25 protein-coding genes are annotated in these 20,525 nt (G+C 70.1%); 14 read left to right on the top strand and 11 right to left on the bottom strand.

What is annotated here, in order from left to right; all coding sequences use genetic code 11:
- Positions 1 to 27 precede the first annotated feature (27 nt).
- Positions 28 to 222: a DUF1905 domain-containing protein gene (locus BLW84_RS47150; protein WP_177226193.1), complete on the top strand. Its 195-nt coding sequence runs from the start codon at positions 28 to 30 to the stop codon at positions 220 to 222.
- Positions 223 to 258: 36 nt separating this feature from the next.
- Positions 259 to 486, top strand: coding sequence for a YdeI/OmpD-associated family protein (locus BLW84_RS00810; RefSeq protein ID WP_177226194.1), 228 nt, complete (start codon positions 259 to 261; stop codon positions 484 to 486).
- A 7-nt stretch (positions 487 to 493) separates the two neighbouring features.
- Here the strand turns inward: BLW84_RS00810 and BLW84_RS00815 are convergent, their stop codons facing one another.
- Positions 494 to 1,300, bottom strand: a complete 807-nt coding sequence (locus BLW84_RS00815) for a helix-turn-helix transcriptional regulator (protein WP_093260136.1) — start codon at positions 1,298 to 1,300, stop codon at positions 494 to 496.
- A gap of 190 nt (positions 1,301 to 1,490) precedes the next feature.
- Between BLW84_RS00815 and BLW84_RS00820 the strand changes: the two genes are divergently transcribed.
- The gene (locus BLW84_RS00820; protein WP_093260138.1) at positions 1,491 to 2,801 is read left to right on the top strand and encodes an ABC1 kinase family protein; all 1,311 of its coding nucleotides are present in this window, start codon (positions 1,491 to 1,493) and stop codon (positions 2,799 to 2,801) included.
- A gap of 63 nt (positions 2,802 to 2,864) precedes the next feature.
- On the opposite strand, the gene BLW84_RS00825 is transcribed toward BLW84_RS00820, so the two are convergent.
- Complete coding sequence (locus BLW84_RS00825) at positions 2,865 to 3,716, bottom strand: NmrA family NAD(P)-binding protein (protein ID WP_093260140.1); 852 nt, start codon at positions 3,714 to 3,716, stop codon at positions 2,865 to 2,867.
- Positions 3,717 to 3,842: 126 nt separating this feature from the next.
- On the opposite strand from BLW84_RS00825, the gene BLW84_RS00830 reads away from it, so the two are divergent.
- The 9 genes from BLW84_RS00830 to BLW84_RS00870 all read left to right on the top strand — a co-directional run bounded on the left by BLW84_RS00830 (position 3,843) and on the right by BLW84_RS00870 (position 10,731).
- Positions 3,843 to 4,361, top strand: coding sequence for a VOC family protein (locus tag BLW84_RS00830; protein WP_218157174.1), 519 nt, complete (start codon positions 3,843 to 3,845; stop codon positions 4,359 to 4,361).
- A 158-nt stretch (positions 4,362 to 4,519) separates the two neighbouring features.
- Positions 4,520 to 4,966: an ester cyclase gene (locus BLW84_RS00835; RefSeq protein WP_093260144.1), complete on the top strand. Its 447-nt coding sequence runs from the start codon at positions 4,520 to 4,522 to the stop codon at positions 4,964 to 4,966.
- A gap of 19 nt (positions 4,967 to 4,985) precedes the next feature.
- A complete protein-coding gene (locus BLW84_RS00840; RefSeq protein ID WP_093260146.1) occupies positions 4,986 to 5,828 on the top strand; it encodes an SAM-dependent methyltransferase in 843 nt (280 codons plus the stop codon).
- A gap of 93 nt (positions 5,829 to 5,921) precedes the next feature.
- On the top strand, positions 5,922 to 6,353 hold the full coding sequence (locus BLW84_RS00845) for an ester cyclase (protein WP_093260148.1): 432 nt from the start codon (positions 5,922 to 5,924) through the stop codon (positions 6,351 to 6,353).
- Between the two features lie 35 nt (positions 6,354 to 6,388).
- Entirely contained in the window at positions 6,389 to 6,856 is a 468-nt protein-coding gene (locus BLW84_RS00850; protein WP_093260150.1) for an ester cyclase, read from the top strand.
- Between the two features lie 103 nt (positions 6,857 to 6,959).
- On the top strand, positions 6,960 to 7,559 hold the full coding sequence (locus BLW84_RS00855; RefSeq protein ID WP_093260152.1) for a flavoprotein: 600 nt from the start codon (positions 6,960 to 6,962) through the stop codon (positions 7,557 to 7,559).
- The gene (locus BLW84_RS00860; RefSeq protein WP_093260154.1) at positions 7,552 to 8,526 is read left to right on the top strand and encodes an ATP-binding cassette domain-containing protein; all 975 of its coding nucleotides are present in this window, start codon (positions 7,552 to 7,554) and stop codon (positions 8,524 to 8,526) included. Before BLW84_RS00855 ends, BLW84_RS00860 begins: the two co-directional genes overlap by 8 nt.
- Entirely contained in the window at positions 8,523 to 9,323 is an 801-nt protein-coding gene (locus tag BLW84_RS00865; RefSeq protein ID WP_093260156.1) for an ABC transporter permease, read from the top strand. The genes BLW84_RS00860 and BLW84_RS00865 overlap by 4 nt, the downstream gene beginning before the upstream one ends.
- 130 nt (positions 9,324 to 9,453) lie before the next feature.
- On the top strand, positions 9,454 to 10,731 hold the full coding sequence (locus tag BLW84_RS00870) for a cytochrome P450 (RefSeq protein WP_093260158.1): 1,278 nt from the start codon (positions 9,454 to 9,456) through the stop codon (positions 10,729 to 10,731).
- Positions 10,732 to 10,907: 176 nt separating this feature from the next.
- Here the strand turns inward: BLW84_RS00870 and BLW84_RS47155 are convergent, their stop codons facing one another.
- Positions 10,908 to 11,270: a VOC family protein gene (locus BLW84_RS47155; protein ID WP_177226195.1), complete on the bottom strand. Its 363-nt coding sequence runs from the start codon at positions 11,268 to 11,270 to the stop codon at positions 10,908 to 10,910.
- 207 nt (positions 11,271 to 11,477) lie between these two features.
- On the opposite strand from BLW84_RS47155, the gene BLW84_RS00880 reads away from it, so the two are divergent.
- The gene (locus BLW84_RS00880; protein ID WP_177226196.1) at positions 11,478 to 12,278 is read left to right on the top strand and encodes a helix-turn-helix transcriptional regulator; all 801 of its coding nucleotides are present in this window, start codon (positions 11,478 to 11,480) and stop codon (positions 12,276 to 12,278) included.
- 15 nt (positions 12,279 to 12,293) lie between these two features.
- Here the strand turns inward: BLW84_RS00880 and BLW84_RS00885 are convergent, their stop codons facing one another.
- The 4 genes from BLW84_RS00885 to BLW84_RS00900 form a co-directional block, all read right to left on the bottom strand.
- Positions 12,294 to 12,875 carry a DUF5655 domain-containing protein gene (locus BLW84_RS00885; RefSeq protein ID WP_245760850.1) on the bottom strand — a complete coding sequence of 194 codons (582 nt, stop codon included), beginning with the start codon at positions 12,873 to 12,875 and terminating at the stop codon, positions 12,294 to 12,296.
- Between the two features lie 78 nt (positions 12,876 to 12,953).
- Entirely contained in the window at positions 12,954 to 14,282 is a 1,329-nt protein-coding gene (locus tag BLW84_RS00890) for a cytochrome P450 (protein WP_093260162.1), read from the bottom strand.
- Positions 14,283 to 14,295: 13 nt separating this feature from the next.
- On the bottom strand, positions 14,296 to 15,426 hold the full coding sequence (locus tag BLW84_RS00895; protein ID WP_093260164.1) for an FAD-dependent oxidoreductase: 1,131 nt from the start codon (positions 15,424 to 15,426) through the stop codon (positions 14,296 to 14,298).
- A complete protein-coding gene (locus tag BLW84_RS00900) occupies positions 15,423 to 15,854 on the bottom strand; it encodes an ester cyclase (RefSeq protein WP_093260166.1) in 432 nt (143 codons plus the stop codon). The genes BLW84_RS00895 and BLW84_RS00900 overlap by 4 nt, the downstream gene beginning before the upstream one ends.
- 173 nt (positions 15,855 to 16,027) lie before the next feature.
- On the opposite strand from BLW84_RS00900, the gene BLW84_RS00905 reads away from it, so the two are divergent.
- A complete protein-coding gene (locus BLW84_RS00905; RefSeq protein WP_093260168.1) occupies positions 16,028 to 16,726 on the top strand; it encodes an SDR family oxidoreductase in 699 nt (232 codons plus the stop codon).
- Between the two features lie 60 nt (positions 16,727 to 16,786).
- Here the strand turns inward: BLW84_RS00905 and pafA are convergent, their stop codons facing one another.
- The 4 genes from pafA to BLW84_RS00925 all read right to left on the bottom strand — a co-directional run bounded on the left by pafA (position 16,787) and on the right by BLW84_RS00925 (position 20,446).
- Positions 16,787 to 18,145, bottom strand: a complete 1,359-nt coding sequence (pafA, locus tag BLW84_RS00910; RefSeq protein ID WP_093260170.1) for a Pup--protein ligase — start codon at positions 18,143 to 18,145, stop codon at positions 16,787 to 16,789.
- Positions 18,146 to 18,459: 314 nt separating this feature from the next.
- Positions 18,460 to 19,218 carry a proteasome subunit alpha gene (prcA, locus tag BLW84_RS00915; protein WP_093260172.1) on the bottom strand — a complete coding sequence of 253 codons (759 nt, stop codon included), beginning with the start codon at positions 19,216 to 19,218 and terminating at the stop codon, positions 18,460 to 18,462.
- A gap of 74 nt (positions 19,219 to 19,292) precedes the next feature.
- Positions 19,293 to 20,126 (bottom strand): proteasome subunit beta, encoded by an 834-nt coding sequence (gene prcB, locus BLW84_RS00920; RefSeq protein WP_093260509.1) that lies wholly within the window; start codon positions 20,124 to 20,126, stop codon positions 19,293 to 19,295.
- Between the two features lie 128 nt (positions 20,127 to 20,254).
- A complete protein-coding gene (locus BLW84_RS00925) occupies positions 20,255 to 20,446 on the bottom strand; it encodes a ubiquitin-like protein Pup (RefSeq protein WP_093260174.1) in 192 nt (63 codons plus the stop codon).
- Between the last annotated feature and the right edge of the window lie 79 nt (positions 20,447 to 20,525).

The raw sequence follows: 20,525 nt of genomic DNA on the forward strand, positions 1-20,525 counted from the left end.
ACCCACCGGCACAGGCAGGAGAACATCGTGCGACGCAAGGAGTTCAGCGCCCGGCTGGAGACCGGCGAGCGCGGTCACGTCCGGGTCCGCATGCCCTTCGATCCGACCGTGGAGTGGGGAAAGCGCCCCAGGCATTACGTCCGCGGCACGATCAACGGCACCGAGTTCGAGGGCTCCCTCGGCAGCAGCGGCGGGGAGTTCTTCTTCCCGGTCAACAAGTAGCTGCGCGAGGCCGCGGGCGTCGAGCCCGGCGATGAGGTGGCGGTCGCATTCGAGCCTGCCGACCCGGAACCGGTGCGGCCGCCTGCCGAACTCGCCGATGCGCTGCGGGGAGAACCGGACGCGGCGACGTTCTTCGACGGCCTCTCCGGCTTCTACCAGCGCCAGTACGCCGGCTGGATCGCCGGAGCGAAATCGGCTGACACCCGCGCGTCCCGCGCCGCCGAGGTCGTCGCGCTGCTCAAGCAGGGCCGCAAGCAGCGCTGACGGTGCTTTAGCCCGCCGGGGCGAGCAGGTCCGCCGCCAGGAGGATCGGGGTGGCCAGCACCAGCGGTGGGTCGACCGGGGCCTGGGGGCGCAGCTGGATGCGCAGCGGGGCCGCGGCGACGGCGCGGCCGTCCCGGATCTGCACCACCTGCGGGGCCGCGCCCACGTGGCAGAGCTCCTCGTCCTCCCCGATCAGCGCATCAGCGACGCTCGCCCGCAGGTCGAAACTCATTGCCAGCGCGTGGAAATCACCGTCGGGCAACCCGCCGAGGGCGGCGATGCCCGGCGGTCGCACGATCGCGCAGGCCGCCGGCACCTCCTGCGGGATACCGGAGCGGAACAGTCCCACCGCGGCCAGCGCACCGTCCGGCGCACAGGAAACCCAGCCCGCCACCTGCGCCCGCACCGGTTCCGGGAGCACCGCGCTCAGCCGCCCGAGGATCTCGCCGACGGGCTGGTCGGCGTAGGGCTCGAGGAGCTTGCGGAACCGGCGCGGCGGCACCCCGACCAGCCTGGTGAACTGGGTGGTGAAGGTGCCGAGGCTGGAATAGCCGACCCGCATGCAGATGTCGGTGACGCTCATCGGAGTGCGCGCCAGCAGGCGCTTGGCCTCCACCATCCGCGCCGCGGCCAGGAACCGGGCCGGCGTCGCGGAGGTGACGCGCCGGAACACCCGGTGGAAGTGGAACGGGCTCAGCAGCGCGGTCTGCGCCAGGTCCGGCAGCAGGTGCGCGTCGCCGACGTTCTGCCGGATGCACCGGATGGAGCGCAGCACCGCGGCGGTCCGATGATCGGCGGCCGTTTCAGCGGTCACGTCGTCCCCCTTCGCCGGACCAAATCAAACTATGTGATTGTTAAGTAATCTAGTCGTTGCCGACACCCGGCGGGAGCGGCGAACGGCGGACGTCCGGCGCCGCCGGGCGGAGCACCCGGCGCTCCCACCGCCACGAAAATCGACAAGCTGCGAGAAGTCCGGCGACCACCGGTGGGCGCACCGTCGGACCATGGAAGCTGAGCGCCAGGACGACACCTCCACCGACCGACCGGTGCCCGGTTGGCGACTGCTGATCCGCCTGGTCGTCATCCTCTCGATCGTCGGCTGGGAATCCGCCCGAACCGGGCCCGCGACGCTGTTCAGGCGGATCGCGCGCGGCCGGTCCGACGCGCGCCGGCACGGCTATCGCGGCCTGGTCCGCGCGCTGCAGAACCTGGGTCCGACCTTCGTCAAGTTCGGCCAGATCTCCAGCACCCGGCGCGACACCATGCCCGCCGAGCTGTGCGACGCGATGGCCGACCTGCACGACGCGGTCCGCCCGATGCGCCGCAAGCACGCCGAAGCGGCCCTGCGCGAAGCGCGACTGGCCCGTCCCGCGCTGGCGATCGCCGAGGTCGAGCCGGATGCCGTGGCCAGCGGCAGCATCGCCTGCGTCTACCGCGCGGTGCTCGAAGACGGGCAGGTCGTCGCGCTGAAGCTGAAGCGTCCGGGCATCGACGACCGGATGCGCGCGGACCTGGAGCTGCTGCGCCTGCTGGTGAAAGTCTCGCAACGGATGCCGAAGATGCGCGGCATGCCGATGGCCGACCTGGTCGGCTACGTCAGCCGCGCCATCCTCGGGCAGCTCGACTTCGAGCGCGAGGCGGCCAACGTGCGGCACCTCGCCCGCTGCCTGGCCGGCATCCCGGCGGTGCGGGTGCCGGCCCTGCACCCGGAGCCGTCCGGCCCGCAATGCCTGGTCTTCGACTACATCCCGGACCTGGACGCGACGACCCCGGATTCGCTGCCCGCGCAGACGCGGCGCGACCTGGCCGCCACGGTGCTGGCCGCGGCCTACCGGATGATGTTCGTGGACGGCTTCGTGCACTGCGACCTGCACCCGGGAAACCTCTACGTGACACCGGAACCGCAGGTGGTGCTCCTCGACGCGGGTTACTGCGTGCAGCTGCCGGACCGGGTGCGGGCGCTGCTGGCGGAGTTCTTCGCGCAGCTGGTCGCGGGCAACGGGCGGCGCTGCGGCGAGATCGTCCTCGAAAGCGCGGTCGACGTCGGCCCGCAGGTGGACACCGACGGCTTCATCGCGGCGATGACCGAGCTCGTGGCCGGCGCGGCCGGGCCCGGAAACCGGTTCGACATGGCCGAGTTCGGCAACGCGGTGTTCGAACTGCAGCAGCGCTTCGGCATCTACGCCGCCTCGGACTTCGCCTTCCCGCTGATGTCGCTGCTGGTCCTGGAGGGAACCGCCCGCGGCATCAGCCCGGACCTGGACTTCCAGCAGGTCGGGGCGGCGGGCCGGCCGACCGATCTGCACAACGCGTAGGAGAGCACCTACCGGTGGCCCACCAGGTGGGGCGGCGTTCGGCGCCGCCCCACCTTCGTGCGGTCAGCGGAAGGCTTCGATGTTGTCCTCCGCCCACTCGGCGAAGGTGTGCGCGGGGCGGCCCGTCAGCTCCGCAACGGTGCCGAACAGCTGCGAGTGGATGCCGGTCTCGTCGGCCATGTGCTTCATGATCCCGTCCACCATGCCCGCCGGGTATCCCTCGTTGAGCCACTCCGCGCGGGCCACGCCCGGCGGCACGTTGATGGTGCGGATGGTTCGCCCGGTGACCTCGGCGATGATCGCGACCTGCTCCTCGATGCTGATGGCATCCGGCCCGGACAGCGAGTACGCCTCGCCCTCGTGACCGTCGGAGGTGAGCACCGCGACCGCCGAGGCCGCGATGTCGCGCGGGTCGATCGGGGTCTGCTTGACGTGCGCGTAGGGTTCCCGCACGTAACCTTCCTTGATCGTCTCGGCCCAGGACAGCGCGTTGGTCATGAACTGGCCCGGCCGCAGGAAGGTCCAGCCGACACCGCTGTCGCGGACCACCTGCTCGCCGTGCCGGTGGTAGTCGGTGTGCGGGTCGTCGGCGGAATCGTCCGCCGCGGCGATCACCGAGAGCCGCACCAGGTGCGAGACCCCGCTCCTGCTCGCGGCGTCCGCGACGTGCCCGTCGTAGGTGCGGGTCTCGGGCGCGCCGAAGGTCGGCATCAGCATGAAGACCCGGTCGACGCCGGCGAAGGCGTCCGCCAGTGTCTCCGGTTTGCCGAGATCGCCGCCGACCACCTCGACCGCCGACGAGAACCGCGCACCCTTCGGATCGCGGGTCAGCGCCCGCACGTCGGCACCGCGCTCGACGAGCTGGCCGACGACCTGGCTGCCCACCGGCCCGGTCGCTCCGATTACCAAGATCATGAAGTTCCTCCTGGGAATGCCGACGAATCCACGAAGAACGCCGCCCGGACGCGATGCCGCGATCGGCGGCGCGCAGTTGGTTCGGTCGGGTGAATGTTGCACCCATTTTAAAGGCCGGGCGCGCGGATGGCGATGAAGCGGTTTATCCCAGATTGCTCAGCTAATCGACGAGCTGGCGGGGCATCCGCGCGATGTGGAAAGCTGCGCGGCGGAGCGGTCGGCGACGAACGCCCGGAATTCATCTTGCGTCAATTGCCCGGAGGACACGTGATCTCCCACATTTCTCAGATCGGTGTTTACGTCACCGACCAGGACGCCGCGCTGAGCTTCTACACCGAGAAACTAGGCTTCGAGGTGCGAAAACTGCAGGATGGCGGCGATTTCAAGTGGATCGAGGTCGCCCCGCCGGGCTCGCCGACCACCATCTCGCTGGCCACCAAGGACTTCCCGGTCGGCACCGAATCCAAAATCGGCGGCTTCACCGATATCGCCTTCGAAACCGCGGACATCAAAGCCCTGCACGAAACGCTAAGCCAGCGCGGCGTGCGCTTCACCGTCGAACCGGAGCTGCAGCCCTACGGCAAGTGGTTCGCGGCGTTCGTCGACCAGGACGACAACGAGTTCTTCGTATTCCAGCCGGCCTGAAAGGCGGGCTCCTCGGTCGGTTGATCGTGCCCAAGCGGGCAATGCGGAAGAAGAATCCGGGGGCCGCGGGTGCCTACCTTGGCGGCAGGAGCCGACTCCTCGGCGTCGCCGCCGGGTCGGCGCCGTGAGTCAACTCCAGCTCACGAGGAGGCCGGTGCATGACCACCGCAGCGAAGAGCACCCCGGAACGCAACATGGAACTGGTCCGCCACTTCCAGCGCGACTGCATGCACGCCCAGCGCGTGGACCTGATGGACCGGTACCTGGCCCCCGACCTCGTGATCCACCTGCCCAGCGGGGCCGTCCAGCAGGGCCGGGAGAACGCGTTCTCCTGGTTCCTGGAGTGCACCACCTGGTTCACCAGCAGCGGCATCGAGGTCAAGATGATGCTCGCCGACGACGACACCGTGTTCCAGCTCATCGAGCTGCACTTCGAGCACACCGGCGAGTACCAGGGGATTCCGGCCACCGGCAAGCGGATCTCCGTTCCCGGCCTGGCCGCGTTCAAGATCCGCGACGGCCTGATCTCCGAGCACTGGGGACTGTACGAAATGGACACCATCCCGCGCCAGCTGGGCATCGAGGTTCCGACCGCGCAGTGGTAACCGCTGGGAGGCGACGCAGATGACCGCTCCGTTCGTGCCGACGCAAGAGGACGTGACCGCTTTCTACGACCAGTCGATCCCGCTGATCAGCCAGACGGCCGGGCACAACTCGCACAGCGGCTACTGGAGTTCCGCGCAGGACGCCAGCGACCTGCGGCAGGCCGCCGACGCCCTGACCGACGCGCTGATCGAACGCCTGCCGGTCGGCCCGGCCGACCGCGTGCTCGACGTCGGCAGCGGCCTCGGCGGCCCGGCTCTGCGGCTGGCCGCGGCTACCGGCGCCGCGGTCGACGGCATCGACGCCAGCTCGGCGATGATCGCGGAGTCCCGTCGGCGCGCCGACGAAGCCGGCCTGGCCGACCGGGTCCGCTTCTCGCAGGCCGATGCGATGGCCGAACTCCCCTTCGCCCCAGGTACTTTCGACGCCGCCTGGGTCGTCGAGTCGTTCGTGCACATGGCCGACCGGCAGGCGGCCGTCCAGCAGATCGCACGCGTGCTCAAGCCCGGCGGCCGGCTGGTGCTGACCGACTTCTACGAGCGGTTCCCGTTCACCGGTGACCGGCTGGCGATGAACGAGATGTTCCGCCGGATGACGCTCAACAGCCCGTTCCCCACGATCGCGGGCCTCGCCGGCATGGTGCGCGACGCGGGCCTGTACCCAGTCGAGATCGCCGACCTCAGCGAGCAGGTCTCCCGGCACTACCCGGAGATGGTGAAGTTGCTGCGGGAGAAGGCGTCGGAGCTGGCGGGCGACTACGGCGCCGAGGCCATCGCCGCGCTCGAAGCGGTGTGCCAGAACTGCATCGCCACCGGCGAGCCGAACTACCTGGTGATGACCGCGCTCCGACCGGAAGCGGCCTGAGGCCGCATGCGGCAAGGTCGGAGAAGCCCACCGGTCCCGCCGCCGCGCACGATGGAACCACCACTTGCCCGCCAGCGACCGAGGTGAGCCGACGTGGACACGACCGAGCAGACCAAGCGCGTCGCGCGCGCTTTCTTCGACGCCTGCAACAGCCACGACCTGGACCGGATCATGGACTTCTTCCACCAGGACCTGGTGCACCACGCGCGGCTTTCGGACTACCCGAAGGACGGCGTCGCGTTCGTCTACGACCTGACCCTGAAGGCCTTTCCCGACCTGCGCTGGAACATCGTGGAGATGGTCGCCGAGGACGACCGGGTCTGCACGCTCATCCACTACGAGGGCACCCACCGCGGCGACTACCTCGGCCTGGTCGACACCGGCAAGCAGGTGAGCTTCTACTCCATCAACATCGCCCGGGTGCGCGACGGCCGGTTCATCGAACACCGCGGCGTCCTGGACGAACTCCACCTGCTCGCCCAGATCGGCGCGCTGCCGGAGCCGTTCCTGGCGCAGATGTCCTGAGAACCGGATGAACAACATCGGACGGGAGTAACGAGATGTCACAGATCCTGTTAGCGAGCAACGAGAAACCGGCCACCGAGGAGCTGACCGCCCCGGTCCGCGAGTTCATCGCCGCGGTCAACGCCGATGACCTCCCGGCCGCGATCGACCGGCTGGCCTCGGATTCGGTGCACCACGGGCGGATTTCGAACTACCGCCCGGAGGGCGTGCAGGTGCTGTTCCGCCTGCTGCGCGGGGTGCTCCCGGACCTGCGGTTCGAGATCCGCGACATGCGCGTCGACGGCGACCGGGTGGTGTCGCGCATCGTCGGCACCGGCACGCACACCGGCTCGTACCTGAACAAGCCGCCGACGAACCGCCCGATCGCCTGGGAGAGCGTCGACATCGCCACGGTGGGCCGTGACCAGCGAGGCGAGGTGGTGATCCTGGAGAGGTTCTGGGACGTCTTCGCGGACGCCCGGGCCTGGCAGGAGATCGGCTTCATCCCGGCGATCATGTGCTGACGGGGAGAACTGGTTGTCCGAAGACCGAAGGTGGTTCGCGCGGGCCGCGGCGGAAACGCCGCGCCCGCGCGAACCCGTGCCGCGACCGGGGTAGGAGCCGACGATGGCCACGAACACCGCGCTGCTGTGCGACCGGATGCTGCTGGCGGTGACCGGTTCACCGGCGCTGCTGACGATGCCCCAGACGGTGCTGCTGATGCGGCAGTCGCTGGTTCGGGAACTGCGCGTGATGATGTCCCGATCGGCGTGCCGGTTCCTGCCGCCCTACACGATGCGGCTGTTCGCGGGCGGCTGGGTGCACACCGAGACGCACCGGGCCCGCGACGACGCGCCCATCCCGCACCTGGACCTGACCGACGGCATCGATCTGATGCTGGTCATGCCGGCCACCGCGAATGCGATCGCGAAGGCCGCGCACGGCATCTGCGACGACCTGGTGTCCACCGCGATGGTCGCCAGCACCGCGCCGGTGGTCCTGGTACCGGCGATGAACGAGGCGATGTGGCGCAGCAGGGCGGTGCAGCGCAACGTGGCGCACGCCCGGGAACTCGGCTACTCGGTGATCGATCCCGCGATCGGCGTCCAGCTCGCCGACCGCCGGCCGGCGCTGGGCGTGATGCCGCCGCTGGAGCACATCCTCGACCAGCTCATCGACGTCGTCACCGCGGCGAAGGAACGAGGAGGAATCGCAACCGGTGCCTGATGCGCTTCGCGCCGAAGACCTGCACAAGAGCTTCGGCGACGTGAAATCGCTGGACGGCCTCGACCTGGCGGCCGCCGAGGGGTCGGTGCTGGGCCTGCTCGGACCCAACGGGGCGGGCAAGACCACCGCGGTGCGGGTGCTGGCCACGCTGCTCGAACCGGATTCCGGGCACGCCAGGATCTGCGGGCTGGACGTGGTCGGCCAGGCCCGGCAGGTCCGCAGGATGATCGGCCTGACCGGCCAGTTCGCCGCCGTGGACGGCATGCTGACCGGACTCGAGAACCTGGAGCTGATCGGCCGGCTCGGGCGGCTCGGCCGCCGCGAAACCCGCCGCCGGGCCCGGGAACTGCTCGAACGGCTCGGACTCGCCGACGTCGCCGACCGGCAGGTGCGGACCTATTCCGGCGGCATGCAACGCCGCCTCGACCTGGCCGCCAGCATCATCGGCCGCCCCCGCGTGCTGTTCCTGGACGAACCGACCACCGGCCTGGACCTGCCATCCCGCCGTGCACTGTGGACGGTCATCGACGAACTCGTCGCCGACGGCACGACCATCCTGCTGACCACCCAGTACCTGGAGGAAGCCGACCGGCTCAGCGACCGGATCGTGGTGCTCGACCGAGGCCGCGCCATCACCTCCGGCACCCCCGGCGAGCTGAAGGCCGAACTCGGTGGACCGCGCATCGAACTGCGGCTGACCGATCCCACCGCGCTGCCGGCCGCCGTGCACGCGCTGCCCGAGCAGGCCGTGCAAGGCAGCCCGCAGCCCGACGAGCGGACCGGCACCCTCGTGGTACCCGTCCGCGCCGACGACGACGCGGTGATCCCGGCCTTGCTGGCCGCGCTGCAGGAGAACGGCATCGCGGTCGCCGAGCTGGTGTTCCGACAGCCCACCCTCGACGACGTCTTCCTCGCCGTCACCGGAGCCGAAACCACTGCCGCACCGACGAAAGGACCCACCCCGTGACACCGGCCGTCCGCGAACTCACCTGGTGGTGGCTGGACGCCTGGTTGCTGACCAGCCGCAGCGTGCGCCGCACCTTCCGCGCACCGGACACCATCTTCACGATGACCGCGATGCCGGTCATCTTCTTCGTCTTCTTCGGCTACGTGCTCGGCGGCATGATGCGGCCACCCGGCCAGGACTACCCGACCTACCTGTTCCCGGGCCTGCTGGTCGCCACGATCACCTTCAGCACGATGCCCGCGGTGATCGCGGCCGTCTCGGCGGACCTGCGCAGCGGGATCACCGATCGGTTCCGGGCCCTGCCGACCAGCCCGTCGGCCGTGCTCACCGGGCGCACCGCGGCGGACGGCGCGCGCAACATCATCGGGATCGTGGTGCTGGTGCTGCTCGGCGCGATCACCGGCATCGACCTCACCGCACTGGGCTTCGGGCGGGCCGTCGCCTCGCTCGCCCTGCTCCTGCTCTACGGGTTCGCGATGGCCTGGATCGCCGCGTTCCTCGCGGTCGTGACGCGCGGCGGCGAGGCCGCGCAGATGATCGGCACCGCGGTGTCCGGGCCGCTCGGTTTCGTCAGTTCCCTTTACGCCACACCGGAATCCATGCCGTCCTGGCTGCGGGTCTTCGCCGAGCTCAATCCGGCTTCGCACACCGGCGACGCGCTGCGCGCCTGGCTGGCCGGACAGCCCGCCGGCGCTTCGCCGTGGTACAGCGCGGCTTGGCTGATCGGCATCATCGCGGTCCTGGGCTGGCTCACCGCGCACCGCTTCCGGCGCACCACCGCCCGCCCATCGGAATGAGAACTCACCGCAATTCGTGAGAAGAAAACACCCGCACCCGATCGGTAATGTCGCGGTCACTGGTCCCTTTCCCCCATGACCGTCGTGTCGAACGACGGCAGTTCCGCATCCGCCGAACGCAGGGAGCGCCATGACCGTCAACGATGCCGTCGAATTCGATCCGTTCGCCGCCGAGATGGCCACCGACCCGCATTCCTTCTACCACCGAATGCGGCGCAGCTGCCCCGTTTTCCTCAGCTCCATGTCGTCGGACATGTGGATGGTCAGCGACGACGCGAGCCAGGTCTTCGTGGTGACCACCTACGAAGACCTGGCCTTCGTGCTGGAGCACCCGGAGCTGTTCCCCTCCGGCAACAAGACCGGCCCCGAAGACCCGCCCGAGGTCCAGGCCGAACTCGCCCGTGGCCTGCCGAAGGCCACCACGCTCTACGAGTCCGACCAGCCCGAGCACACCCGGCTGCGCTCGCTCATCCAGTCCGCGTGGACACCCGGCCGCATCGCCCGCTGGGAACCCCGGATCCGGGAAGCCGCCCGGGAACTCGTCGAAGAACTCGCGCCGCGCGGTTCCGCCGAACTGGTCGAGGACTACGCGGATCGGCTGATGAACACGGCGATCCTGGACTTCATGGGCATCCCGCGCGAGGACCACGAACGCATCAAGCACTGGGACAAGCTCTGGGTGAAGGTCTTCATCCCCGGCCACCCGCTGGAGGACCAGCGGTCGGCGGCCGCCGAAATCGTGACCTACCAACGGTATCTGGAAGACCTGTTCGAGGAGCGCCGCAACAACCCCAGGGACGATCTCGCCTCCGCCCTGGTGCACGCCAGGACCGAGGACGGCGACGCGCTGACCATGCCGGAACTGGTGTGGGGCCTGATGGAGCTCTACGGCGCCGGCTACGGCAACACCACCGAGGGCCTGTCGAACATCCTCAACCTGCTGCTCGAACAGCGCGAACTCTGGGAGGACCTGCTCGCCGACCCGAGCGCGGTGGAGCACGCCGTCGAAGAAGGGCTGCGGCTGGACGGCCCGGTGCAGTGGCTGTCCCGGGAAGCCGCCGCGGACGTCGAACTGAGCGGCACGAAGATCCCGAAGGGCTCCACGGTGATGGTCTCCTACGTGGCGGCCAACCGGGACCCGAAGGACTTCCCGGAACCCGATGAGTTCCGCATCCAGCGCCGCGGCGTGACCACCACCGGCGCCCGGCACGTCGCGCACGGCCGCGGCATCCACTACTGCGTCGGTGCCGGCTGGTCGCGAACCGCGATCCGCATCGGGCTCGAGGCCCTGCTGCAAAGCATCCCGGATCTGCGGCTGCAGGACGGCTTCCAGGCCGAATACCACCTGCCCGCGCCAATGATCCGCTGCGTGCAGGCCCTACCAGCGGTGTGGTCGCCGCGGGATTGACGAGCTGTTCCAGAACTCGTTTTGCGTGGCGGTGCGGGTGGCGGAACCTCAGGCGTCTTCTCGCGGTGGGATCCCCGACCTCATGAATGCATCCCAAGCAGCTTCTGAACATCGCCGCACGGACGAACGCGGGGGGCACGGATCGCGATCCGTGCCCCCCGCCGGCGGAAAAGGGCTCACTGTGGAGCGTCCACCTGCAACAGCGAGAACTGGTTCTTGTCCTCGTCCGTGAACACCGCGGTCCACCCGAACGGCAACTGCATCGGCGGCTGGGTGAACGGAACACCCCGCGCGCTCAATTCCTCGTAGGTCGCCTTGATGTCGCGGGTGACGAACTGCAAACCGGTGAACTCGCGCATCAGATCTTCCTGGTACAGCGGATTGTCCTGCGGGAACAGCACGATGGACGTGCCTCCGCCAGTCACTCCGACCTCGATCCAGCGAATGGGCCCGAACGCGTCGTCCCGCCGGAGTTCCAGGCCGAGCTTGTTCGTGTAGAAGTCGACGGCTTTGTCCTGATCGGTTACGAAAATCGTCACGCTGGCCAGCCCTGCGAGCACGGTTTCCTCCCACCTGACGGCGAACAACGACCACTCATCGGCATTTCCAAACCTATTCGAGCCACCCGAACTCGCCCTTCTCCCAAGTTGCCAATGCCCACCGCGAATTGCGGCCGCGACACCGGAGTTCCCCGCGCCCGGCGTATCCTGGGCGACGCGGTAGGGCGGACTGGGGAAGGACGTGGGGTGACCAGGAGGATCGACGACGCCATCGGGATGGGCCGGACCGAACTCGCCCAGACCGAGCCGGCGTCGGCCGCCACCAGCTGGCACACCGCGGTGGAGCGGGCCGTGCAGCAGATGCGCGAGAACCTCTCCGATCCCCAGTACCTGACCGACCACGCGCGCGCCGGGCTGTTCAGCCCGTTCCACTTCCACCGGGTGTTCCGCAACGTCACGGCCGCCACGCCGGGCCGGTTCCTGGCCGCGCTGCGGATCGCGGAGGCGCAGCGGCTGCTGATCCGCTCCCCGTTGCGGGTCACCGACATCGCCGCGCGGGTCGGCTATTCGAGCCTGAGCACCTTCACCACCCAGTTCGCCCGCCTGGTGGGCCTGTCACCGCGCCAGTTCCGCGCCATGGCCATCGAGTTCGGCGACCGGCCGCTGGCCGCGCTCGCGGCCCGGGCCCCAGCCGCGCCGTCCGGCCACGACGAGGTGCCCGTCCTCGTCGACGGCGCCGACGACGGCATCCTGTTCGTCGGCCTGTTCCACCACGGGATCCCGCAGGGCGCTCCGGTCAGCTGCGCGGTCCGGTCCACCCCGGGGCCGGTGCGGCTGCGCCGTCCCCGCGACGGCGAGTACCACGTACTCGCGGTCTGCTTCGACCCGGACGTCCGCATCGCGGAATCGCTGGACCACCGGCACGACTGCCGGGTGGTCGCCGCGGGCTCCATCACGGTGCCCGGCGGGCGACCCTGCCACCTGCGGCTGCGCCGCCCGCGTCCCACGGATCCACCGGTCGTGCTGGCGCTGCCGCTGCTGGGCTGACGCGCGCCGGGAACGTCAGGAATTGGCCTCGTAGCACTCCCGCAGCAGCGCGACCACCTCGTCGTCCACTCCCGACTCGGCGGTCAGCGCGATGCGCACGTTGCCCTTCGGCAGGCTCTTCGCCGGCAGCAACCGCCCGGCGGGCTGCCTGCCCGGCAGGTGCAACCCGATGTCGAGCCTGGATTTGGTGCTGGGTTTGACGATCGCGAACGTCCGCTTCGGCGACACCAGCGACACGTAGGTCTTGCGGGCCTGGATCGTGACCACGCCGAGGTCCACCACGGCTTCCAGCAGCTCGTCGAACACCGGCCGCAGCGCCTGCCGGTCGGCGAACTGCTCGTCGATGAGCTCCGCCGGATCGGTCCGCATGAACTCGGGGTAGCCGTAGGTCTCGTACACCAGCAGGTCCTGCGAATAGCCCCCGACGCCCTGCTCGCCCAGCCACGCCCGCAACCGCGGTTCCGACGTCGTCCCGGACGCCGCGACCCGCTCCTTCCACTCCGCCAGATCCGCACCGGTGCGCTGCGCCAGCAAGCCGGCCGCGTGATCCATCATCGACTGCCAGCCGACCAGATTCATCCCGTCGCGTTGCGCCATGCCGTGCTCACCCTTCCTAGCCGCGGACTCCCACGGTGCCAGACCGGCGCGAGCCGATGTTCGCCCAGATTGCGCAGCCTAGCGACGCTCGTAGCGGATCCGGCACGGCGAGCCCGGACGGGTGACACCCAGGTCGACGTCCGGCTGCGGATCCGGCACGGACAAGTTCAGCCGGTAGCGCGCCAGCAGCCCGCTCAGCAGCACCTTGGTCTCGTTCGTGCCGAAAGCCTGTCCCGGGCACCGGTAGAACCCGCCGCTGAAACCGATCAACGCGTGCGGATTCCGCTTGTCCTCGGCGCGTTCCGGACCGAACCGGTCCGGGTCGTAGCGGTCGGGATCGGCGAACACCTCCGGCAACCGGTGCGCGACGCTCGGGCACAGCATGGTCAGCCATCCCTCGGGCACCCGGTAGCCGCCGATCTCGTACTCCACCGCTGTCGTGCGCGCGTAGTGGCTCATCACCGGCCGCATCCGCAGCGACTCCTTGAACGCGCGTTCCAACCGGGGCAGCCGCCCTCCCGCGTGCGGGCACCCCGGAGCTGTACCACCGGTGTCCGCATCGATCTCCGCGACCACCGCGTCCAGCTGCGCCGGGTGCTGCAGCAACTGCACCAGCGTCCAGCAGGCCTGCGCGGCGGTGGTGAGATAGCCGGTGAACAACGTCGCCATCGCCATCCCGACCTGCACGTCCGGCCCTTCGGCCCGCAGCGCCGCGTCGTCGACCAGCGACTGCAGGAAGTCGTCGTAGCCGCCCGAGCGGGCCCGCTCGGCGAGGACCGGCCGCAGCATCTCGCCGAGCCGCCGCCGCGCCCGGTCCCGGCGGCGGAAGCGGGGCAACGGCAGGTTCGGCGGCAGGATGAACTCCATGCCCCGGGCGAGGTCCACCAGCAGCGGCCGGAACTCGTCGATCCGCGCCCGGATCTCCGGGCCGAGCAGCGCGCCGGCGGCGATGCGCATCACCAGCGGCTCGAAGGTGTCCCACAGCTCGAACTCGCCCGACCGCCCCAACCCGGCCAGCCACCGCTCGGTCTCCTCGGCCATCACCTCGGTGTAAGCGGCGAGCCGACCGCTCTGGAACGCCGACTGCAGCATCGACACGTGCCGGCGCCGCCGCTCGGTGTCGGTCGCCGCCATCAGCAGATCGCCGAACATCGGGACGGTGAACCGGTAGATCTCCGGCACCGAGAGCTTCCGGTCCACCTCCCGGAAGAAGAACTCGTGGTGCTCGGGCCCGATCAGCATGACCCCCTTCATCGGCCCGAGCCGGATCGTGAAGATCGGCCCGTGCTCCCGGTAGGCCCGCATGAACGTCGCGTGCTGGTCCTTGCGCCACTCGAGGAAACTTCCCAGCAGCGGCAGTCCGCGCACTTCGGGCGGGAGCGCCGGTTCGACGGCGGCAGTGGACACGGCGACCTCCTGATCAGATCCGGAACTCGAACATCCGTCGCAATTGCCGGAGCTGGGCGCGCTGCGGCGCGTGGCCGAGCATCCACTCCCGCAGCCGCCCGGCCACCGGCCCGGGCCAGCCGCCTATCCGCGCCAGCATCCGGGCTTGCGACGTCGCGGCGTTCGCGCGCCCCTGCCGCTGCCGCTCGTACGCCCGCAGCGCTTCGGGCACGCTCGGCGCCGCGGCCAGCCGGGCCGCGAGCACCGCGGCGTCCTCGAACGCCTGCGAGGTGCCCTGGCCCATGTTCGGCATGCTCGGGTGCGCGGCGTCGCCGACCAGCGCGACCCGGCCACGGCTCCAGGCGCGCAGCGGGCGGCAGTCGAAGATCTCGGTGGCCACCACCTCCGTCGGATCGGTGGCTCGCAGCAGCTCCGGGATCGGCTCGTGCCAGTCCCCGAACCGCCGCAGCAGCCAGTCCGGACCGCCCTGCCGGACATCGGCGGAGGGCGCGGAGGCGAACCAGTACACCCGGTCCCCGGCGAGCTTCCAGATGCCGAACGCGTCCGCACCGCCCATCGAGAGCAGGCCGGGCGTTTCCGGGAGCTCGAACGAGATGGTGGCCCGCCAGACGACGACCCCGCAGTGCCGCAGCCGCCGCCCCAGCCCGGCGGATTCCCGCACGGCGGACCGGAGGCCGTCGGCCCCCACCACCAGGTCCGCCCGCACCGAGCTGCCATCGGCGAACTCCACCACGGCGTGCTCGCCGGCGTCGCTCACCCGTACACAGCGTGCCCCGAACCGCACGGCATCCGGCTCTAGCAGCCCGCGGAGCGCGGCCAGCAGCTCCGCGCGGTGCACGGCCATCCCGTTGCCGCCGATGGATTTCATCTCCTGCTCGGAGACCTCGTAGAGCGTCCGGCCGTCCGCTGCGCGCATCGCCATCCCGGCCGCCGGATGGGCCCGCCCGCGCACCGAGTCACCGGCGCCGAAGGCGTCCAGGGCGGCGAATCCGTTCGGCCAGAGCGTCAGGCCGTTGCCGTGGCGGCGGAGCGCTTCGACCCGCTCGTACGCGATGGCCTCCAGGCCCGCCCGGCGCAGCGCGATCGTGGTCGCCAGCCCGGCGGGTCCGGCGCCGATGACGGCCACCCGCGGTCGGCCGGTCATGCCAGGATCGTGACGAGCAGGTCGTCCGGCACCAGTCCGAGCTGGTTGAGGAAGTGCAGCTCGTCCATCACGTTGTAGTGCTCGACGATCTTGCCGTCGACGATCCGGACCTGGCCCATCACCTGCACCCGGACCCGCCGGCCGGTGGCCCGGACGCCCTGGAAGTCCTGCTGGTGCGTGCAGGTCGCGGTCATCCGCACGAACAGCCGGTCGCCGTCGGCGGCGAGCTCCTCGATCTCGAAGGCGAGGTCCGGGAACGCGGTGCGGAAGCCGCCCATCAGCTCGGTGACCTCGTCGCGGCCGTAGGTGCCGAACCGGCCGTGGTGGACCATCTCGGGCGACCAGACCCGGAGCACCTCCTCCTGGTCGCCCCGATTCATCGCGGCGACGAACCGGCGGAACAGCCGCTCGTTGTCCTCTTCGACCATCGGGCACCTCCGTGCGGTGGAACCGGCGACGTGGGAGAACTCGTGCTCGACGATATGGCGGTGCGGTGGCGGTGTTCTTCTCGTGCCTTGCTTGATCGACCCGCGCGTTGATTTCGATCGACACTGAAGCCTTCGCAGACATGAAAGATATTCACTGAGCGTAGGGTGGCGGCATGGCCGAACCCGTCATGTTGATCACCGGTGCGTCGCGCGGCATCGGCGCGGCCACCGCCCGCGCCGCCGCAGCGGCCGGCTACCGCCTCGCCCTGCTCTCCCGCTCCGCGGACGCCCTTGCCCCGCTGGTCGACGAGCTGGGCGACGACGCGCTGGCCCTGCCCTGCGACATCACCGACTGGCCCGCGCTCTCCGCCGCCGTCCAACACGTCGAGGACCACTTCGGGCGCCTGGACGCGGCGTTCGCCAACGCCGGGCTGAGCCTGGAGACGTCGTTCCTGGGCAACGGCGGCGCGGACCCCGAGCAGTGGCGCGACATGGTCCTGACGAACGTCTACGGCGCCGCCATCACCGCCCGCGCGGCGCTGCCCGCGCTCACCCGCACGAGCGGCCACCTGCTGCTGACCGGCTCGAACGCCGGCCGCGGCATCCGCCCCGGAAGCCTCTACTCGGCCACCAAGTGGGCGGTCACGGGACTGGCGCAGAACATTCGCGCCGAATGCGTGGGCACCGGCGTCCGGGTCACCCTCGTCCAGCCGGGCATGGTCGAAACCGAGATGACGGCGTCCACCCAGGGCGTCCCGAAGCTCCGCGCGGAGGACATCGCCAACGCCGTCCTCTACGCCCTCGGCCAGTCCCCCGGCGTCGACGTCAACGAAGTGGTCATCCGCCCGGTCGGCCAAGACCCGAACCGCTGAGTCCCGCCGCAGCAGAGGCGCCCCGCACCGAATTACTCGGTGCGGGGCGCCCTCGTCCGGTCACAGCGAGCTGATCAGCCGCTCCACCCGCTCGTCGACCGCCCGGAACGGGTCCTTGCACAGGACGGTCCGCTGCGCCTGGTCGTTGAGCTTCAGGTGCACCCAGTCCACGGTGAAGTCCCGGCCCGCGGCCTGCGCGGCGGCGATGAAGTCACCGCGCAGCTTCGCCCGCGTGCTTTGCGGCGGCGTGTCCTTGGCCGCCTCGATCTCGCCGTCCTCGGTCGCCCGGTCCACCAGGTCCTTGCGCTGCAGCATGTCGAACAGCCCGCGGCCCTGGCGGATGTCGTGATAGGCGAGGTCGAGCTGGGCGATGCGCGGGCTGGACAGCTCCAGGCCGTGCTTGTTGCGGTACCGCTCCAGCAGCCGGTGCTTGATCGCCCAGTCGATCTCCCGGTCGATCAGCGAGAAGTCCTGCTGCTCGATCGCGTCCAGCGTGCGGCCCCACAGCTCCAGGATCCGCTCGGTCATCGGGTCCGAACCGCGCCGTGCCACGTGGTCGACCGCCCGGCCGTAGTACTCCCGCTGGATGTCCAGCGCGGACGCCTCCCGGCCGCCGGCCAGCCGGACCGTGCGCCGCCCGGTGAGGTCGTGGCTGATCTCGCGGATCGCGCGGATCGGGTTGTCCAGGCTGAAGTCCCGGAACTGCACGCCCTGTTCGACCATCTCCAGCACCAGGTTCGCCGAGCCGACCTTGAGCAGCGTGGTCACCTCGGACATGTTGGAGTCACCGACGATGACGTGCAGCCGGCGGTACCGCTCGGCGTCGGCGTGCGGCTCGTCGCGGGTGTTGATGATCGGCCGCGAGCGGGTCGTCGCGCTGGAGACGCCCTCCCAGATGTGCTCGGCGCGCTGCGACAGGCAGTACACGGCACCGCGCGGGGTCTGCAGCACCTTCCCGGCGCCGCAGATGAGCTGGCGGGTCACCAGGAACGGCAGCAGCACGTCCGCGATCCGGGAGAACTCCCCGGACCGGCCGACCAGGTAGTTCTCGTGGCAGCCGTAGGAGTTGCCCGCCGAGTCGGTGTTGTTCTTGAACAGGAAGATGTCCCCGCCGATGCCCTCGTCGGTCAACCGGCGTTCGGCGTCGATGAGCAGGTCCTCCAGGATCCGCTCGCCCGCCTTGTCGTGGGTGACGAGCTGGACGAGGTCGTCGCATTCCGCCGTGGCGTACTCCGGATGCGAGCCCACGTCGAGGTAGAGCCGGGCCCCGTTGCGGAGGAAGACGTTCGAAGACCTTCCCCACGACACGACCCGCCGGAACAGGTATCTGGCCACCTCGTCCGGGGACAGTCGCCGCTGCCCGTGGAACGTGCAGGTGACCCCGAACTCGGTTTCGATGCCGAAGATCCGCCGCTGCATGCTTCCACACTAGGCGCAAACGGGGCTTCTCGGCGGTCCGCCGTTCGGGCACCGGTGATGCTTTTCTCGCGCGCGACCGGTTGCACCGCGTCATCACGCCCACCTGCCGACCCGCCCCAGCTCAGCGCGCGGCCACCGCGAAGCCGGCCCACATCGCATCAGAGGTGCTCAACAGCACCAGAAACCACAGCATCTTGTGGCCACCAACCGAATCCGGGCCCGGCACGGGCGGCGGGCGGCCGTCCGGGGAGCCCGGACAGCGGTGGAGGGCACCTCCTCGCTGGAAGATGCCCTCCACCGGTGACCGAAGGGACTTACTTGTCCTTCTTGGTCTCGTCCGCGGAATCGCCGTCGGCGGACTCCTCCGCTTCGGACTCCGGCTCCTTGACCGGGAGCAGCGCCGTCAGCGCCGCGCCCGTGATGCGGCGGAAGGTGCGGTGCGGCCGGACGCGGTCGAGCACCGCCACCTCGAGCTGGCCGATGCCCAGCTCCCGGGTGCTGTCCCCGCCCGAGGACAGCGCCTCGACCGCGAGCTTCGTCGCGTCGGCGAGCTCCAGCCCGTCGCTGAAGGAATCCTTCAGCGTGCCGGCGATCGCGTCGGCCTGGCCGCCCATCACGACGAACTGCGGTTCGTCCACGATGGACCCGTCGTAGGTCAGCCGGTACAGCTGGTCCGTCTCGGCGGTGAAACCGACCTCCGCCACGCAGATCTCCACCTCGAACGGCTTGATCTGCTCGGTGAAGATCGCGCCGAGGTGCTGGGCGTAGGTGTTGGCCAGCGACCGTCCGGTGACGTCGCGGCGGTCGTAGGAATACCCGCGGACGTCGGCGATCCGCACGCCGGCCACCCGCAGCGCCTCGAACTCGCTGTAGCGGCCCACCGCGGCGAATCCGATGCGGTCATAGATCTCGGAGACCTTGTGCAGCGTCGGAGACGGGTTCTCGGCGACGAACAGCACGCCACCGGCGTACTTCAGCACCACCACGCTGCGGCCCCGCGCGATGCCCTTGCGGGCCAGCTCGGAACGCTCCCGCATCAACTGCTCGGGAGAGGTGTAGAACGGCATCGTCACGGCTGTGCACTCCTGGTTCGAATCTGCTCGCTCGGGCAGGCGTGATCGGGGCCCGGCGGCACCGGGCCACGGCGTCAGCCGCCGGGGTTCTCCAACCGGCCGTTGATCACCTCGGTGGCGACCTCGGCCGTCCGCTCCTCGGGCACCCGCACGGCGCCGTCCGCGGCGGTGATGGTGATGACCGACGGGAAGATGCGCCGGGACACGTCGGGGCCACCGGTGGCGGAGTCGTCGTCCGCCGCGTCGTAGAGCGCCTCGACCGCCGCGCGCACGGCGGCGTCGGCGTCGGCGTCCGGGTCGTAGCGCTTCTTCAGCGCCGACTTCGCGAACAGCGAACCCGAACCGACCGCGTGGTAACCGGCGACCTCGTCGTACCGGCCGCCGACGACGTCGTAGGAGACGATCCGGCCGGCCCGGTCGGGGTCATCGGCGTCGAGGTCGTACCCGGCGAACAGCGGCACCACCGCGAGGCCCTGCATCGCGGCCTGGAGGTTGCCGCGCAGCATGTTGGCCAGCCGGTTCGCCTTGCCGTCCAACGAGAGCGAGACGCCTTCGAGCTTCTCGTAGTGCTCCAGCTCCACCGCGTACAGCTTGACGAGCTCCTGCGCGACCCCGGCGGTGCCCGCGATGCCGACGGCCGAGTAGGCGTCGGTGACGAACAGCTTCTCCATGTCCCGCTGGGCGATCAGGTTGCCCATGGTGGCTCGGCGGTCACCGGCCAGCAGGACGCCGCCGCGGAAGGTCACCGCGACGATCGTGGTGCCGTGCGGGGCCTGCACGGTGCCCTCCGGCAAGCCGCGGCCGCCGGGCAGCAGTTCGGGCGCGGTCGCGCGGAGGAAGTCGGTGAACGAGTAAGACCCCGGCGTGAGGTAGGCGGCGGGCAGGGCCTGGCCCGAGCTCGGATCCATCAGCGACATCGTCTCCCGATCGAAGGGCTTGCGACTTCAACAGCACTTTAGTCATGATCCGGCGCGCAGCCGACAACGCCGGGCCGGAGTTTCCGGCCCGGCGTCGGCGTCACGACCGGGCCCGCGGGCTACTGGCCGCCCTTCTGCACGTAGGCGCGGACGAAGTCCTCGGCGTTCTCCTCCAGGACGTCGTCGATCTCGTCGATCATGGCGTCGACGTCGTCGCCGAGCTTCTCGCGACGTTCCTGACCGGCGGCCTCCGGGCCCTGCTCTTCGTCGCCTTCGCCCCCGCCGTGCCGCTGAACCTTTTCCTGGGACATCTTGCCTCCCGGTGCTCGCCTTCCGGGTGCTCTCCCGGCAATGGGGACACCCTGCTGTGAACACTACCCATCCGACACC

Origin of the sequence: Saccharopolyspora shandongensis (assembly GCF_900106995.1) — a bacterium.
In the GTDB taxonomy this organism is placed as follows: domain Bacteria; phylum Actinomycetota; class Actinomycetes; order Mycobacteriales; family Pseudonocardiaceae; genus Saccharopolyspora; species Saccharopolyspora shandongensis.